The 15851-nt window shown below is 51.7% G+C and carries 14 protein-coding genes, 1 tRNA gene and 1 pseudogene; 12 read left to right on the forward strand and 4 right to left on the reverse strand.

What is annotated here, in order from left to right:
- Positions 1-308 precede the first annotated feature (308 nt).
- Together ACR0MV_RS19720 and ACR0MV_RS19725 are read right to left on the reverse strand one after the other, a co-directional pair.
- Positions 309-842, reverse strand: a complete 534-nt coding sequence (locus ACR0MV_RS19720; protein ID WP_480703398.1) for a DUF3299 domain-containing protein — start codon at positions 840-842, stop codon at positions 309-311.
- Complete coding sequence (locus ACR0MV_RS19725) at positions 832-2100, reverse strand: agmatinase family protein (protein WP_480703399.1); 1269 nt, start codon at positions 2098-2100, stop codon at positions 832-834. The genes ACR0MV_RS19720 and ACR0MV_RS19725 overlap by 11 nt, the downstream gene beginning before the upstream one ends.
- A gap of 381 nt (positions 2101-2481) precedes the next feature.
- Between ACR0MV_RS19725 and ACR0MV_RS19730 the strand changes: the two genes are divergently transcribed.
- Together ACR0MV_RS19730 and ACR0MV_RS19735 are read left to right on the forward strand one after the other, a co-directional pair.
- Positions 2482-4020 carry a hypothetical protein gene (locus ACR0MV_RS19730; RefSeq protein WP_480703400.1) on the forward strand — a complete coding sequence of 513 codons (1539 nt, stop codon included), beginning with the start codon at positions 2482-2484 and terminating at the stop codon, positions 4018-4020.
- Positions 4021-4117: 97 nt separating this feature from the next.
- The gene (locus tag ACR0MV_RS19735) at positions 4118-5458 is read left to right on the forward strand and encodes a mechanosensitive ion channel family protein (protein ID WP_480703401.1); all 1341 of its coding nucleotides are present in this window, start codon (positions 4118-4120) and stop codon (positions 5456-5458) included.
- Positions 5459-5731: 273 nt separating this feature from the next.
- Here ACR0MV_RS19735 and ACR0MV_RS19740 read toward each other — a convergent pair whose 3' ends face one another.
- Positions 5732-6184 carry a hypothetical protein gene (locus tag ACR0MV_RS19740; protein ID WP_480703402.1) on the reverse strand — a complete coding sequence of 151 codons (453 nt, stop codon included), beginning with the start codon at positions 6182-6184 and terminating at the stop codon, positions 5732-5734.
- 519 nt (positions 6185-6703) lie between these two features.
- Between ACR0MV_RS19740 and ACR0MV_RS19745 the strand changes: the two genes are divergently transcribed.
- The 6 genes and pseudogenes from ACR0MV_RS19745 to ACR0MV_RS19770 all read left to right on the forward strand — a co-directional run bounded on the left by ACR0MV_RS19745 (position 6704) and on the right by ACR0MV_RS19770 (position 11934).
- On the forward strand, positions 6704-8308 hold the full coding sequence (locus ACR0MV_RS19745; protein WP_480703403.1) for an amidohydrolase: 1605 nt from the start codon (positions 6704-6706) through the stop codon (positions 8306-8308).
- A gap of 44 nt (positions 8309-8352) precedes the next feature.
- Positions 8353-8910, forward strand: coding sequence for a hypothetical protein (locus tag ACR0MV_RS19750; RefSeq protein ID WP_480703404.1), 558 nt, complete (start codon positions 8353-8355; stop codon positions 8908-8910).
- Between the two features lie 202 nt (positions 8911-9112).
- Entirely contained in the window at positions 9113-9718 is a 606-nt protein-coding gene (locus tag ACR0MV_RS19755) for a YrbL family protein (RefSeq protein ID WP_480703406.1), read from the forward strand.
- Positions 9719-9948: 230 nt separating this feature from the next.
- A pseudogene (locus ACR0MV_RS19760) lies at positions 9949-10173 on the forward strand (IS6 family transposase); the annotation flags it as partial.
- A 348-nt stretch (positions 10174-10521) separates the two neighbouring features.
- The gene (locus ACR0MV_RS19765; protein ID WP_480703407.1) at positions 10522-11190 is read left to right on the forward strand and encodes an outer membrane protein; all 669 of its coding nucleotides are present in this window, start codon (positions 10522-10524) and stop codon (positions 11188-11190) included.
- A 93-nt stretch (positions 11191-11283) separates the two neighbouring features.
- On the forward strand, positions 11284-11934 hold the full coding sequence (locus ACR0MV_RS19770; protein WP_480703408.1) for a sulfotransferase family 2 domain-containing protein: 651 nt from the start codon (positions 11284-11286) through the stop codon (positions 11932-11934).
- A 1307-nt stretch (positions 11935-13241) separates the two neighbouring features.
- Here ACR0MV_RS19770 and ACR0MV_RS19775 read toward each other — a convergent pair.
- A tRNA-Thr gene (locus tag ACR0MV_RS19775) sits at positions 13242-13316 on the reverse strand.
- A gap of 83 nt (positions 13317-13399) precedes the next feature.
- Here ACR0MV_RS19775 and ACR0MV_RS19780 point away from each other — a divergent pair.
- The 4 genes from ACR0MV_RS19780 to ACR0MV_RS19795 all read left to right on the forward strand — a co-directional run bounded on the left by ACR0MV_RS19780 (position 13400) and on the right by ACR0MV_RS19795 (position 15814).
- Positions 13400-13555, forward strand: coding sequence for a hypothetical protein (locus tag ACR0MV_RS19780; RefSeq protein WP_170427241.1), 156 nt, complete (start codon positions 13400-13402; stop codon positions 13553-13555).
- 6 nt (positions 13556-13561) lie between these two features.
- Positions 13562-14830 carry a UDP-N-acetylglucosamine 1-carboxyvinyltransferase gene (gene murA / locus ACR0MV_RS19785; protein WP_480703409.1) on the forward strand — a complete coding sequence of 423 codons (1269 nt, stop codon included), beginning with the start codon at positions 13562-13564 and terminating at the stop codon, positions 14828-14830.
- Positions 14827-15303, forward strand: coding sequence for a DUF2948 family protein (locus ACR0MV_RS19790; protein WP_480703410.1), 477 nt, complete (start codon positions 14827-14829; stop codon positions 15301-15303). The genes murA and ACR0MV_RS19790 overlap by 4 nt, the downstream gene beginning before the upstream one ends.
- Before the next feature lie 61 nt (positions 15304-15364).
- Entirely contained in the window at positions 15365-15814 is a 450-nt protein-coding gene (locus tag ACR0MV_RS19795; RefSeq protein ID WP_480703411.1) for a GNAT family N-acetyltransferase, read from the forward strand.
- Positions 15815-15851: the final 37 nt, after the last annotated feature.

Below are 15851 nucleotides of genomic sequence, written 5' to 3' on the forward strand. Positions count from 1 at the left end.
CAGAATGTCTTCGTCCGAGTATCGCTTCCGAGCCATCCCTTGTTCCCCCCTCTCGACCAAAGTAGTGGCCCAATTTTACGGGGCAAAGACAAGTTAAACGCGGTCTCAACGGCGAAAGTGTTGGAGAAGAGGTGGCGTCCTGGAGGCGAAACTTCAACACTCTCTGCTTTGTTCACTGAGACAGAAAGCGGTCATTTGTGCATTCTTGGCGAACGACGGCTTTGTCCGCAAAGTAGACATCAGTCCCGATAGGGCAAACGTCTGCATCGTGTCCCAAACCGTAGCTTGTCTGCGGGCGGCGGATGGCCTCACTCTGCAGCTGTGACGTCAGGAATGGTCGCTGAAATTACTTCTGAAGCATCAATCCAGTAGATTGAAGGAGCGAGTTCACTCTGAGTTTGTCGGATATTTAGTTCACCTGTAACCCAAACGGGATCCGCTGTTATGTCGACGCCCTCCGGATACTCTACCGAAATAACTTGATCAGGAAGAGGGGCGGTTGGATGTCGGCAGCCCTGAGACAGTGGAGGTATCAATAGAAATCTTTTTACGTTTTTGAACTCGAACTCAAGAGGGTGAGCGTAGCCAGCAATCCGAACAAGATCTCCCTCCAGTTTAGAATTCCCGGGTACGCACTCAGCAATCTGCATTGACAGCATGCGATCACTCAAATCTCTCGGCAGGCAACCCGGATTTGATAGGTAATCATTCAAGAAATCAAAGCACTCAACAAGGCGCTCTTCCCGAAGATCAGACCACGAAATCTCCTGTGGCTCGGAGTGAGCGGCCAAAGCGGTCAGGACAACTAGGGAGATCGAGCAACCCGAAAGTCTAATTGTCATTCCGACCGTGCGAAACAGTGAGTGGGCTTTTGTAATCCGGTTCGGTCAATCCTTGTTTGCGCATCGCAATACCGGTCAAACACTCCCTGATGGTTCGGTTGGCATTCAATGCGGAAACGTAGGTTGGGTCCATTAACGGAGCGAGCTCAACGATTTCAAACCCAATCACGTTTGACTCGGCGCAGAGGCGACGAATAATTGGGAAAACCTCTCGCGGCATCAGGCCGCCAGGCTCGGGCGTACCCGTTCCAGGTACGAATGCCGGGTCAAAGGTGTCGATGTCGAAAGAAATATAGATATACTCCGGCCCGTCATTTGCCTCGGCGATGACGTCTTCCATAACAGCATCCCAGCCGCGTTGTTCGATCTCCGCCATTGTATGGTAGCGGAACCCATTCAAACGCATCCACTCAAATGCTTTTTCGTCTGGGTAGTATCCGCGCAATGCGACTTGAATAAAGTTTTTGCCCTCGACCAAGTCTTCTTCGATCAACCTGAAAACAGGCATGCCATGGTTGATCAGGTGTCCAAAGCCATACTTGCCGGCATCGTAATGTGCATCGAAATGAACGACGCCCACATTGCCTTTTCCATAAACGTCTGTCATCGCAGCGACGTTTGGGTACATCAATGAATGATCACCACCAACAATAAAAGGTATCACATGGCTGCCGTCAGCGTGTTGCACTGCCGCTGCCTGACCAACAAAAGAACGGACCGCATGGATTGTGCGCTCGGTGCTCATGATGTCGTTCGGGGCGTTTCCGTAGTCAACGACAGTCATTTCCTGCAGCGGATCAACCATGACGTGCATATGCGGCTGCCGCGCCCCACGGCCGAGATACAATGAGGAGTTACGAACTGCATTCGGACCGCGCGACGCCCCGCGTGCGCCGGTCCCCATGTCAGTAAAGGCACCCATGATGGCGACGTCAACTTCAGCAGCGGCTAGATCGCTGGGCGTGAATGCTAACGGCTGGTGCAAGAAAGTTGGGAGTTGCATATAGCCCTGACCAGGGAAACGCTGAGGGTCAACAATTCCGGGTTCTCGTCCTTCACGCTCTCCTTCAAAACTTGGCAAAGGAGTGCGCCATGCATTGTAAGTTGGATCTTCAGTGTCCAAAGGAATAACGGGTTGTTCCCCTTCACGGATCGGAGCTTGAGTACCCTCGAATTCATGACCATAAATTTGAGCGTTTGCGGAACTTGTAAGAACAACCGTCAAAACAACCAGTCCGGAATGGAGCCTATGAAACACCAGAAGTCCCTCCTCAAATTTTTTGCTGTAGCAACACTATTGTCGAAATCGTGGTTTGAAGCAAATTTTGACGCGATGGTGTCTTTACACCCAATAGTAGGACGTTTTGTTGGGCTAAAACTGTTCAAGCGTATCCAGAGGTCTTTTGCTGAACCGAATTTTTCAGCTAAGCAGTTTCTAATACCGCCGGGAGCGAATGACTGCACCAAGCCCAATGCGCGCTAACGTACCGTAGCGTCTGAAAGGCGTCTTCGCAGCAACCTGCGCAGCGTCATGTTACAAAAGATGGCGACTAGAAAAAAACGGCGTTAAGAAAGTGCACATAGTCATACAATAAAAGAGAATTGAGCATTTATCCTCGATTAGCGGAGGAAAATAGTCGTGGTCGAAAAAGTCGATATTCTTGAGCAAGTTGAACGCATCACGACGTCAAAGGACTTTCAGTGCAGTGCGCGGACAAAGTCGCTCCTAAAGCATCTTGTCCAACGAGAGCTCGAGGGTCGAAGTGATGAGTTGTATGGGACTGCATTGGCAATGGATGTGTTTGGAAGGGGCGCTGACTTTGATCCAAACAATGATCCGGTTGTCAGAACTGAAGCCGCCAAACTGCGAAAAGCACTACGTTACTATTATTTGGCGGAAGGGATTAGTGATCCGGTTGCGATATCTATCCCCAAAGGGCAATACCGCCCGCTTTTTGAAGTAAACAGCAAAAATGATGAGCCTAAGGACTCACCACTATCGCGGAGTAAAGATTGGCCTGTTCTTGGGATCGGAACTTTCACCGGTTCGGATACGATACGCGCGAAACGCTTCCGCGAGGGTTTTCCCGAAGAGTTGGCGCTAGAACTGGCGCGTTTCGCTCATATCCGCGTTTTGACCGGGTTCTTTGACCAGAGTGCTAGTGGGCAAAGTGAGAAACCCATAGCTAGTTGCGACTATGTTCTTGACGGCTCAGTCCGGGACGACCAAACCAGCCTTCGCCTAATCGTTCAACTTAGAAGGATCGCTGATGCTTCGGTACTGTGGGCCGACCGGCGCGATATCAATCCAAATGCGACCGATAGTTTCAAAGTCCAGGAAGAGATTGCAAAACAGTGTGCAACAAAGCTGGTCGATGCCTACGGGGTTGTCGCAACAGATACCGCAGGTCGCTTAGCAGGTCGGACGTCTGCTGAGAGTAGCGTCTATCAAGCCCTGCTAGCGTTTCATGCCCATCTTCGCACCTCGAGATCAGGCAGCTTGAAACAAATGATGGATCTAGCGCGTTCAGCAATTCAGAACGATCATTCCAGTGGACTTGCACATGCGCTGGTGGCGTTGGGTTATGTTGAGGAAGTGGCGCTGGGTAAGAAACGCCTGAGAGAAGTTTTAGAGCCAGGACAAATTCACGCTGAAAAGGCCGTGTCTTTGGAGCCTCAAAACCAGGAAGCTCTTTTTGCAGCGGCGATTTATGCGCAGCTGGCCGGGGACAACCAACGATTTAATCGTTTAATAGATGCAGCAATTGAAGCCAATCCCAACAGTGCTCTATTGCTTGCATTGGCGGGTGGATGGTTTGCACTGGTGAGTGATGTCAAGCTGGGTGCGGAGATGGTGCGACGGGCCTTAGAAATCAACCCATTTTTGCCGATCTGGACAAACATCACACTATGTTTGGAAGACGTAGAGAACGGAGACTATTCAACGGCCTCAGAAAAGGTGCGACGGATTGATGCTCGTGAATATGCAGCGGATTGGTTGTTGATTGCTGCCATTCATGATCTGGCTGGCGAGACGGAACTTGCACGCGATGCGCTTTCGAACTTACCCACAAAACAGTTTTCGCTCGACGAGTATCTCGGCGATCTCCCCTATGCATCCAGCGTTGTGGATATGCTTCGGAAGGGTATTGGAAACTTGGGTTCCGTTGAGATGTAAAACCCAAATAGCAACTTCGAACCCGAAGTTTTCGGGAAAGACTGCAACAGCCACGTTATTTTGTGCCAAGATAGTCCGAAAATGAGCGGGAAAATCGATGGTTCCTATCCAACTGAAGAGTGTTACGCGCATCTCTAGTCTAAATCGAGTTGCAACACTGTCGGCCTTGTATCTTTTCTCGCTGTTTCTTGGCATTGCCAATGCGCAGCAACCTGCTCAATCGGATCCATATCAAAACTCAATTTCTGTTGCGAGTGAGGCAAACGTGGACGAAGACGTCCTCTCTCGGCATGTCGTTGCGTTAGGTGCGGAAGATCTGACGAAAATAGCAGACATCTGGCAGCAAAGAGTTCAGGCCAACCTTGCGAGAATTGCCGAAGGCGTAACCCAGTTGGAGATTGTGCCGGATAATCAAGTTCCTCAGATCGTTGATCAAATAAAGGCTGTAAACCGCCAAAACATCGCTGACTCTCAGAACTACTTGGTCGTAGTCAACGCTCTGGAGCGCAAAGGTGGTTCTGAAGAGGAATTGAAAAAGCACCAAGGGTTTATCAAAGGTTTCATAGCGGAGCTTTTGCTTTCATACCAATGGTCGGCGATTTTTCACCTTTCAAAGGACTGGGTTTTGTCAGGCAGGGGTGGGCTAAGAGCGCTAAACGGGGTCGTCCAAGCCTTAATAGTCATGGCCGCTGCTTTCCTTGTCGGAGGGTTTCTCAAAAGAGTGTCCGGCAGATGGTTACGTGGCCGAAATGTTGAAAACGAAATCGCAGCTGTGGTTTTTCCGAACGTTCTGCACTGGAGCATTCTTGTATTAGGTTTGTTTGTCGCCTTGTTGGGGCTTGGCGTGAACCTTGGCGTCACAACAGCAATCATTGGTGGACTTGGGTTCCTATTGGCATTCATGCTGCAGAACTTGTTTCAAAGTGTGATTGGCGGACTTCTGCTACAAGCAACAAACCCTTACTCAAAAGGCGATATTGTATCTATAAATCAAATGATTGGGACCGTCGTCGACATAAACATGATTTCAACAAAGCTCAGAACTTTCGACAACCGTCTGGTGCAGATCCCTAACCAATCTATCTGGCAAGGGGCCATGGAGAACCTTTCCAAGTACCGAGTGAGGCGCGTCGATCTTGTTTTCGGCATCGGATATTCAGACGATATTGAGCGCGCCAAAGCGACGCTTGCCAAGATAGTTGAAGCTGACAAGCGTTGCCTGAGAAGCCCGGAAACGCGTATTTTTGTCGGCGAATTGGGCCCCTCATCTGTGAACGTTTGTTGCAGGCCGTGGGTGCGTACGGATGATTACTGGGATGTGATGTGGGATTTGACGGAGATTGGAAAGACCCGTTTGCAGAATGAAGGCATCTCTATCGCGTTCCCGCAAATGGATGTGCACGTACACGCCAATGATAAGGCTACTTCTGACAGTTAAAGTGCGATGCGTTTAATTCTTGCTGAACGTCGGCGGAAAAAGACCAGCCAATTCCTAAAGTTCGGAAGCCTCCAATAACCCGACGGTTTTTCGGCAGTTTTTTTGACATGAGCAATATCTATTGGATTGGCTGGAAATCGCCCGGCGAAACAAGGCTTCGCTTTGACATGAGCAATATCTATTGGATTGGCTGGAAATCGCCCGGCGAAACAAGGCTTCGCTTTGAGATAGTTTCAGCCGGGCGATAAATTGACTAGCTTTGCTTTCGTTTGGTTATCCAAGGCTTTTGGGGTGAAGTCCCGAGTGTTCTTCCAGCGCTGGCCTGCCTAGGCCTCTGATTACCAAGTGCTCACCCTTAACCTGCGCAACAGCGTCAACTAACAAGGACTTGTCTCGGCCGCCTGCATCGAACAAGTAGTCCGCAACTTCCGGCAATGCACTGTTCCACCTGGGGCACGCCAGTGCGAACTGGGCCAAGAAATTCGCCATGAACTTTAAGAGGCGTTCTGCGCTCGTTTCTCCAGTCTCGCGAGCTGCCCAAAGTAAGGCTTCCCACATCGCGTCTTCAAACGCGACCGATACTTTGTTGGACCCGTGAAAATCGATCCAGACTTGGTTCTCGCGGGCCAGCCTAAGTTCTGAAGCCTTTTGTACAAGGTTATGTGCAGCGGCGGTGGTCGAAGGATATTGATTCCTCAAGACTTCCAGAAGTTCGAATTGAGACATCTTTCGCTCCTGTTTCGGTTTTCACCAAACAGAAGTGGGAAAGAGCGAGTGAAAACAGCAGGTGTCCTACTGTAGCCCCACTGTAGCATACAGTCAGCAACCTCTTGAAAATCGGGACATTTGGAACCGCAATTTGTCCAAGACGTTCTCGATTGTCACGCATCTTGAGAAAGGTTTCCATTTCTCAAAACACGCGAAATGGGGGGGTAAACTCTCAATGTCGCTTTTCTTAACTCCCTCATCAAGATTTCTGCGCTGCTCGGCATTTTTGCTTCCTTACACGTGGTTCATACGATCTGTTGCACGGAGCTAAGCTTCCGAAACGCAAACCAAATTTATTTGACATGCAGATATTATGTTTCATGATCTATGAAACTTGCTGTGTTGGGAGTGTGCATTGTGAAACATACGATGGTAGCAATAAGTTTTTTGGCCACTTTCGCCGCAGCTTCACACGCGCAAACCGGTCGAGAGAACCCAACTGCGGATTATGCTCTAATCAATGGTCAGATCCACACTATGGACGAAGCGGGATCTGTCGCTGAGGCCATAGGCATTGAAGATGGTGAAATCGTGTATGTTGGAAGCGCCGACGGTCTTCCAAATATCATTGGGCTAGGAACGGAAGTTATCGACCTTGGCGGGGCTATGGTGCTGCCAGGGTTCGTGGATGGTCATATACACGCTGCTGCAGGTGGGCTCATCATGTTGGGCGTTGATCTGCAGACAGACGATAAGGATGAACTGTTCGCGCGTATCCGAAACGAGGTTGAGACCAATGACGACGATCTGATCCTTGGCTTTGGGGTTCGATTTAATCCTTGGACGGATGGCAACCCAACAGCTGCGATGCTGGACGAAATTGAATCCGAGCGGCCAATGTTTTTCTGGGCAATTGACGGGCATGCAGCGCGGGTGAACTCGAAGGCTCTTGAACTGGCCGGGGTCAACAAAGACACGCCGGACACCGTTCCGGGTTTTGCATTCTTTGAACGTGACGATGAGGGTAATCCCACAGGCTGGATCGTCGAGGTTCCGGCTCAGTTGCAAGTTCTGTCTGCGCTTCTCGATATTAATCCGGCATTTATTGCCAAAGGCGTAGAAATGTGGATGGGCCGTTTTGCAGCCGCAGGCATCACAGCCGTTCATGATCACGGTATTCAGGGTCTTGGGCAGGACGAAGGCTTCCAGATGTTGCAGGCCTTTGAGCAAGAGGGAAAACTGCCAATTCGCGTAGTTGGGTCTTATTACTGGAATGACGGGACGATTGACCCTTTGCCAGGCACGATGGAGTTGCGCGCGAACTACAACTCCGACCTCGTGCAGGCAAAATACCTAAAGATCAATATCGATGGCGGTGACGACAAGTGGACCGCGCTTATGGTCGACCCATATGTCGACGAACCTGACAGGGTTCCAGAACCCATAATCCCCTATGACGTTGTAGAAGATGCAGTGGTGCGTGCAGACGCAGCGGGGATTGACGTGACTTGCCATTGTTTCGGTGACCTTTCAGTGCGCAAGCTTCTGGATGCCATTGAGACTGCAATAGAGGTCAACCCGCCGCGTGAACGCAGTCACAAGATCACGCACGGTGTGTATGTTCACCCCGATGACTACGCGCGTTTCGGGGAGTTAGGGGTCACATACGACTCTTCAGGCGCTTGGATGAGCTTGGACCCACTGATGCAATCCATCGCGCTGGACCGTGTGGGCGAGGAACGACGGGACAATGCATTCCCAGCAACAAGTGTAATTGACGCGGGCGGATCCTTTTCGTTGGGTTCTGACTGGCCCGTATCTGGCTATGTTTCCGAATATCGGCCGCTTTCTGCCATCGAAGCGGCAGTTCTCCGACAGCTTGACGGACGCAAGGATGTCCCCCCACTCGGCGGTGAAGAAGCTAGACTGACCGTCGATCAAGCGCTCAACGCCCATACGATAAATGCAGCACGTGGCATGGGCATGGGTGACGAGATCGGCAGTTTGGAAGTCGGCAAAAAGGCGGACCTCGTGGTCATTAGTGAAAACCTCTACGAGATTGATCCGAACGAGATTTCTGAGGTCGAAATTCTCTACACGATTATGGATGGCCAAGTGACTTGGGATCATACCAAGCAGTGACTGGTCCCTGGATCTAGGCATCAACTCAAAAATGGAGAACTGCCATGAAGTCCCTTCAAAGAGTAGTGATTGCAACGGGTTTGATGGTTGCTTTGGCGGGACAGGGAGCTGCGTGCGGCAACCCAATGCAATGGGCCATGCTTTTTGAGCGCCACCCGGAAGCGAAGGTTGCTTTTGCAGCAGATCTGGCGGCACGTACGTCGGGTCTTATTCAAGCGAGACCATACACCGAACAACCCGGAATTTCGTACCATTTCTGGTCCATTAAGTCCGTGAACAAGCTTGCGCTAGAGTTGGCGCCGTCGATTTCTGCCAATTTACAGGGGGGCGAAACACTCACCGTCCTGCTTGCAATCGAAATTGCAGCCATTCGCTTTCACAGTGGTGATCGTGCACCTGAAGTTATCACCGCCGCTGATCTCAAATCGATCTCGGACTACGATGTTACGACAACGGTGAACGTTCTGCATTCAGGATGGCGGCACGACCTTAAATTTGACTCAATGTTGGAGAACGAACTCTTAGTCATTTCAGGACCTCAAGCTGTTGAAACGCTTTCAGCGGTCTTTGGTCAGGTATCGAAGGTTTCGTTCAAGCCTTGAAGCTGCTTTAGTTTGCCCGGTTTCTGAAGACGTTTTCCAAAGCTGTAGAAGCGTCGAGAGCTAAGGGTAACAACGGCAATGTTCTGGCATAACGGACTCTGGCATCTGGTTGCCCTCAAATATCAGTAGAACTAATCTGAAATTCTTGTTCGGGAAGATTCTATTAGTCGATGACCTTCGTTTTTTAGATCGGAAAAACAACATGATAGACTTAAATGGACTTCGGCCATTGATAAGAAGTCGCAACTACGAGATTTATCAGCATCCGATGGTTGAGTGCGCGCTGTTGAAGGTCAGGGTTGATGTACCCGTGCGCAAACACAAGATTCCCCGTTATGCAGAGAGACGCTACGGTAACCTCCGTCAATGGAACCGCGAAGCGAACGAATACTTAGCCGCACTGAGGCGAGGCTGCCCTGAAATTGAACGCCTTGCCAACTTCATGGGATATTCTGCGACGTCGAAAGGACCAGCGCTGGTGGTCGAGAAGATGACCGGTCCAAATGGTGATTTGGCACCGACACTGGAGTCGGAACGGGTCGCTTTGGGCGATGACTTGTCAGAGCGAAAACAGCTACACGGTGAATTCATGGAACTCTTGGGCGACCTCGAACGTGGCAGGATTGTCGTGGGTGACCTGAGTTTTGACAACATTGTACGAGCCCAAGAACGCGATGGAAAACTTGTGGTTATCGATGGCCTAGGTGAAAGGACTCTGTTTCCGCTGACGCTGGTTTCTGAACTAGCATTCCTCAAGTCAATCGAGCGCCGTCGGACGCGTATGGGCCGTGAATTTGGTCTGGGCTGATGGACCCGAACCCTTTCTGCAACAATCAACCCGCGTCGAATTGACTTCGTTTCATAAGCCGCCAGATGATTAGGCGTCTTCCCATGACGTCGATCACCTTGATTGTTGCCCCTGGTGTTGTCAGTAGAAGTTGGGTTGTGGCGAGTAGAGTGCTTTCGTTGCACCTGTTAATGAATAAACGATCGCCATTTAAGTGCTAAAGACAAATCCAGAGGTTCGCTTCCTGAACAGCAGCGTTCAGGGAAGTGGGTGCACTAAAAAAATATGAGATTGGGACGGTGGCTCGATAACCGGGTTCAGACCTCACAATTCCCGTTCTGACGACAAGAACGCGCGATGCACCGGTGCAAGCGGATGCTCAGGTTGCAAGATTCTCCACCGTTTACTCCTCCGTCTATAATCTCTTCAATCAAGAAAGGCCGCTACCCACCCGAGATACACTCAAGCTTATATGATCGGCCCCGAATGCCGATTGTTGCGAACTTGGCGCGGTCTAAAGGACGCTTTGATTGACCTATCTGATACTGGTTCTAATGTATCTGATCGCCCCTAATTCGAACATAAACTCAGCCTCGCGGTACAACGCAGCGGTGAGAGACACGACGTGAGTGCAGCGAGTTTAGCCTAAAGACTATGACGATTTTGTAATTTGCTAACAAATTCATCGCCGCAATGGTGTCTTGATCGCTTTTGGACATTGTGCATTATTTGTATAGCACAGAAGACTAGTGAATGTATTTCCGCGCAGCCAGATGCCCTGTATGTTATGAGCGCTGGTTTGACTTTGCAAAAAGGGTTTGTCGTTGAGGATCGTACTTTGGCGGTTTGCCGCGTCTGTGTTTGTTTTCCCGTTGTTGCAGTTCATTCCGGACGTGGCAAATGCGCAGAATGGTGCGACTGGGAACATCGCTAACTATAGCGCCTTCCAAGGGGCATACTTCGGGCTAGAACTTGGTGCCGCATTTTCAGACGGTACGACCGATTACCCGCTGGTATCAGGGGGGACATCCAACGCGCCCTTCGACCCGGGCAATGGTCGAAGTTTTGGAGCTCTGGCAGGTTACAACTGGCAACGCGGCGACATCATCTATGGGGCGGAAGTACGGTACTCGAACCTAACCGATGTTCTGCAAAAAAACCCGCCGGCGCTGGAAACCCGTGAGGTTTTGGAGTTCGCCGACATCAGAGGTCGAGTGGGTTATGCTAAAGGAGACTTTCTCTTCTATGGGGCGTTAGGCTGGTCTTGGGCCAGGTTCCGCGTCCATCCTAGCCTTTTCTTCGAAGGGCGCGAAAGCCAAACGACTTTAGACGGGTTCAACATAGGTTTGGGTATGGAATATAATTTCTCCGAACGTTGGTTCGTTGGAGCGGATTATACTTATCGCGACATCAGCGGTCGTTTTGACGAAGCTTCGCGAGACTCCGACATTGATCTAAGCACAATAACTGCTCGTGTGGCTTATCGGTTTTAAAGAGGACAAAAGACAGGGTTAGCAACTGGACGAAATCACTTGTGACCCTCACCCGACCGATCAATCGAAACAATAGGGGTTAAGGGAAGTTAGATGCCGATATACCCTAATCACCGCGCCGTCTTTGTTCATATCCCCAAGAACGGCGGATCAACAATCACAACGTTATTGAAACGCGATAGTTTCCTAGGCAGGCGGGTAAACCGTGTGGACCCGCGTAGTGCTGGTTGTGAAGTAATCTCCGATTACCTGCAGGCGCTAGAAGACGAGTCCGAGAGTTACTTCAAGTTTAGTTTTGTTAGAAACCCGTGGGATCGTTTTGTTTCAGCATATCATTACATTTGTCAGAGGCGTCCTGAGATCAAGGAAGTGGTTTCCTTAGGTTCTTTTGACAATTTCGTTTCTGAATTCTCACGCGACCCTGATAGATTCTTGGGTATCCGATACTTCAAACCGCAATGGAAATACCTCACTGACCACACCGGTTCGGTGCCCATGGATTTCGTCGGTCGATTTGAACAGTTCGAAGACGACTTGGCGATCGCGTTGAAAGCAATTGGCCTACGACGCAGCGTCATCCGTCACCGTAAACAGACCAAGCGCAAAGATTACCGGGATTACTATAGTAGCAGTAGCCGTGGGGTTATCGCGAGCGTGTATGCCCGTGACATTGACCTTTTTAGTTATGAGTTCGAGAACGGAACGCGCCGTAGAAATTCCAGCCTACTTCGTTTTCTCGACTAGGTTTTTTCTACATTTAAGATGTTTGGTGCCGCCCAAGGCTTAACAGGAGCCAATGGCTGCTGGGTTCGCATTGTGTGAGTTCAGCCAGCCGATGAATTTGCGCCTGCGGCAAACGGCAGGTTCGACGGGCTGCGTCGCAGCACCGATTGCCGACGGTCAAGGGCCGGTTAGGGCCGTTGGAACTTCCGAATCAATACAAGGTTGGAAATAACGCACCGGTTTCAGTAGCAATCAGTGATCGTCAAAACCGAAAGGATTTGAGTTTTTGTAATGAAATCAATGTGCGTTTTCTACGAACGCGATGCGACCGTACTTCCATCAAGACATAGACAAAGAACAAGAAAAAGAAATTGATAAAGAGCGCTCCATCCGCTTGTGTTACGCAAATCAAGGTCGCTGTGTTTTCTGCTCAATGTCGAGAAACGAAGGCGCGGGTTAGCGAACCTTACGATGGTCGGGGCAGATCTAGCGCTGACGCACGAAGGACGCTTAATCAGAAAGCGGCAACCAGATTGTTTTGCCGGTCCTTCTGTCTCGCCCAGCTTCGCGTTCCTTTTGTCCGTCACGGATCCGGGTGTGGGGATTTTCAATCGGGTCTAGGCTGTTCAGATAGGGTGTCAGGCAATGGAAAACTTGCGGATGCTTATGCGACGGTTTCCAGGTGATCTTCGCCCACATCTGCTTTAACATTTTAGCACCTGAACGTTTGTATTAGCTGGGCTTTTCACCTGAATAGCATTGCATGGATTGGGTTGTAGGGACCAGCGATTTCTCTGGGAATTTGGTGTTCACCGAAAAACCTCATCTCCTTATTGTGACCTTTAGCTGTAATGTGCCAGCTGCCTACTTTTTGCTGCAGCCAACGCTCCTTTTGCCCGCAACCCGACCCCTTCGTTGTGCAACTCGATTACTGTAGCGACTCAAGTGATTAATTGGTGGTGGAGAAATTTTAGCGGTTAAAGTGAAGCTCTGATTTTGGATGTTCAATAAAACACCACCTACATTTTTTCAGAATGCGTAGGTTTCGGACGAACGTGAGAATTAAAGAATAGTCCTTTAGCTTGAGGTGTAGAACCCCGAGAATCAGCTTACTTTTCTGTCAGTTAAGGCCTGCCAATTCTGAGGTGGAAGTGTCGCAAGGCTTCGAGAAAACCAATTTCGCATACCACAGTTGGCACTCGCGCCGACTTTTCGGATAGCAAACAACGAAGTTGGGAATAGAATCTTCAAAAGGTGGGCCAAGGGGTGGGCTGTAAATGGAATCAAAAACACAACGCATTGAAAATTAGATGAATTTTTAAGAGATATGGTGCTGCTGGAGAGAATTGAACTCTCGACCTCTCCCTTACCAAGGGAGTGCTCTACCTCTGAGCTACAGCAGCGCTGTGGGCGGGTGATTAGACTCAAACGAAACGGGGCGCAAGGGTGTCTGGACGGTTTTTTTCGCCTCCTGTAGAGAAAGATCATGACGGATAAAAATTCACCCAAAAAACACGGTAAATCCGGGGACGCGCGCGAAGAGCGGCTGAAGGCCGCCTTGAAGGCGAATATGGCGCGTCGCAAGGCGCAGGCCAAGGCACGCGCTGCATCCGGTGACAAGACCGGCAAGGACGAGGGATAAGAGCAGATGGATTCGATTCTGGTGACGGGCAACGGCCCGTTGAACGGGCAGATACCTATTGCGGGGGCCAAGAACGCATGTCTGACCCTGATGCCTGCGACGTTGCTGAGCGAAGAACCGCTGACGCTGACCAATGCGCCGCGGCTGAGCGACATCAAGACTATGACCGCTCTGCTGCAATCGCTCGGGGCCGAAGTGTCGTCGCTGCAGGACGGTCAAGTGCTGGCCATGTCCAGTCACGACCTGACCAGCCACACCGCGGACTATGAGATCGTGCGCAAGATGCGGGCCTCGAATTTGGTTCTGGGGCCTTTGTTGGCTCGGTTCGGAGAGGCCGTTGTGTCATTGCCCGGTGGCTGCGCGATCGGTGCACGGCCAATGGATCTGCATGTCGAAGGGCTTGAGGCGCTGGGCGCTGAGATTGAACTGAAGGATGGTTACCTGCACGCCAAAGCCCCCGGTGGGTTGAAGGGCGCGGTGCATGAGATGCGCTTTGCCTCGGTCGGGGCGACAGAAAACATCGTTATGGCGGCGACGCTCGCCAAGGGCACGACGGTTCTGAAAAATGCCGCGCGCGAGCCAGAGATCGTCGATCTGGTCGAGTGCCTTCGCAAGATGGGCGCACAAATCGCAGGCGAAGGAACCTCGACCATCGAGATTCAGGGCGTCGACCGGTTGCATGGTGCGACCCATCAGGTCGTAACCGACCGGATCGAACTTGGCACCTATATGCTGGCTCCGGCCATTTGTGGCGGTGAGGTTGAGCTGCTGGGCGGGCGGATGTCTCTGGTTGACTCCTTTGCCGCCAAACTGAATGCGGCGGGTGTGAATGTCACCGAAACCAATAACGGTCTGAAAGTCAGCCGAAAAAACGGTCGCGTCAGCGCCGTGGATGTGGTGACTGAGCCGTTCCCCGGTTTCCCGACTGATCTGCAGGCGCAGATGATGGCGCTGATGTGCACGGCCGAGGGCACCTCGGTTCTGGAAGAGCGTATTTTCGAGAATCGCTTCATGCACGCGCCCGAGTTGGTGCGCATGGGCGCGAATATCGAGGTACATGGCGGCACAGCTACGGTGACAGGTGTGGACCAGCTGAAAGGTGCCCCTGTGATGGCGACCGATTTGCGGGCTTCTGTTTCGCTGATCCTCGCAGGGCTGGCCGCCGAAGGCGAGACGACAGTCAGCCGGGTCTATCATCTGGACCGCGGATATGAGCATGTGGTGCGCAAGCTGGAAGGCGTGGGCGCAAAGATTGAACGGATCAAAGGCCAATGACAGACGCGAGTTTCGAAGATGGACGTGAGGCCCCGCTGAACCTGGGGGCCGAAGATGCCGATGACCTTCAGGTCATTTCGACCCTGACGCAGGACGCGGTGTTTCCGATCACCGAGATGACATGGCGCCCGTGGGAGCGCCGTTTTGGCCTGTTGCTGAACCGGTTCCGATGGGAGGACAAAGACGCCGCAACGCGCCGCGACCGCCCGTTCGAGCGGGTGCAATCGGTTCTGGTGTTCGACTCGGTGTTGTCCGTGGCCAGCCAGGGAGTGGACCGCAGAGACAAGGAATTGGTGATGTCCCTGTTGTCGGTCGATTTCGAACCCGGCGAAGACGGCGCGGGCGAGATTACGCTGACCTTGGCGGGCGATGGTGCAATTCGTCTGTCCATCGAGGCACTGGACGCCACCCTAAAAGATGTGACCCGGCCCTATCAGGCTCCATCGGGTCACGCCCCGCACCATCCGGAATAAGCGCGGCATAGCTCAGGCGTTCTCAGCGCCATCAACGGGGCTGAGCATCCGCCGGGCGACCGTGTTCGATGTTTTCGACCTCAGCCGCATTCTGATCAGATCGATTACGAAACTGTGTGTTGCAGATCATGCAGATGATCCAGAGGTCATCGCTCAGTGGACTGCCAACAAGAACCCGGCGACCATCCGCGACTGGATCGACGCAGGGGCGCAGATCTGGCTGGTCGAACAGGCCGGGCAGCCTGCCGCGGTTGGGGCCCTCGGGCGGAACGGAGACATCACGCTGTTGTACATTGATCCCGATCACACAGGCGGCGGCGTGGGGCGGGCACTGTTGGAAAAGCTTGAGCAGGAATTGATCAGAGCGGGGTATGCCGAAGGCCGTCTGGAGGCGACCAAAACAGCGCAGGCGTTTTATGTACGGCATGGCTGGCAGGCGACCGGCGGATGTAGCCAGCGCGCAGAACTGTCCTGTTTGCACATGCGCAAATCGCTGCACCCCCAGCACTGAGGGTTGAGGCCAGCCCATCCGGGCGATATGTCCCGGT

It is taken from the genome of Ruegeria sp. BC3 (assembly GCF_056539265.1).

Bases quoted from the DNA above. Each gene is read 5' to 3' on its own strand.
- ACR0MV_RS19720 (WP_480703398.1), bottom strand. From the start codon at position 842: ATGACAATTAGACTTTCGGGTTGCTCGATCTCCCTAGTTGTCCTGACC.
- ACR0MV_RS19735 (WP_480703401.1), top strand. From the start codon at position 4,118: ATGGTTCCTATCCAACTGAAGAGTGTTACGCGCATCTCTAGTCTAAAT.
- ACR0MV_RS19740 (WP_480703402.1), bottom strand. From the start codon at position 6,184: ATGTCTCAATTCGAACTTCTGGAAGTCTTGAGGAATCAATATCCTTCG.
- ACR0MV_RS19745 (WP_480703403.1), top strand. From the start codon at position 6,704: ATGGACGAAGCGGGATCTGTCGCTGAGGCCATAGGCATTGAAGATGGT.
- ACR0MV_RS19750 (WP_480703404.1), top strand. From the start codon at position 8,353: ATGAAGTCCCTTCAAAGAGTAGTGATTGCAACGGGTTTGATGGTTGCT.
- ACR0MV_RS19755 (WP_480703406.1), top strand. From the start codon at position 9,113: ATGATAGACTTAAATGGACTTCGGCCATTGATAAGAAGTCGCAACTAC.
- ACR0MV_RS19770 (WP_480703408.1), top strand. From the start codon at position 11,284: ATGCCGATATACCCTAATCACCGCGCCGTCTTTGTTCATATCCCCAAG.
- ACR0MV_RS19780 (WP_170427241.1), top strand. From the start codon at position 13,400: ATGACGGATAAAAATTCACCCAAAAAACACGGTAAATCCGGGGACGCG.
- murA (WP_480703409.1), top strand. From the start codon at position 13,562: ATGGATTCGATTCTGGTGACGGGCAACGGCCCGTTGAACGGGCAGATA.
- ACR0MV_RS19790 (WP_480703410.1), top strand. From the start codon at position 14,827: ATGACAGACGCGAGTTTCGAAGATGGACGTGAGGCCCCGCTGAACCTG.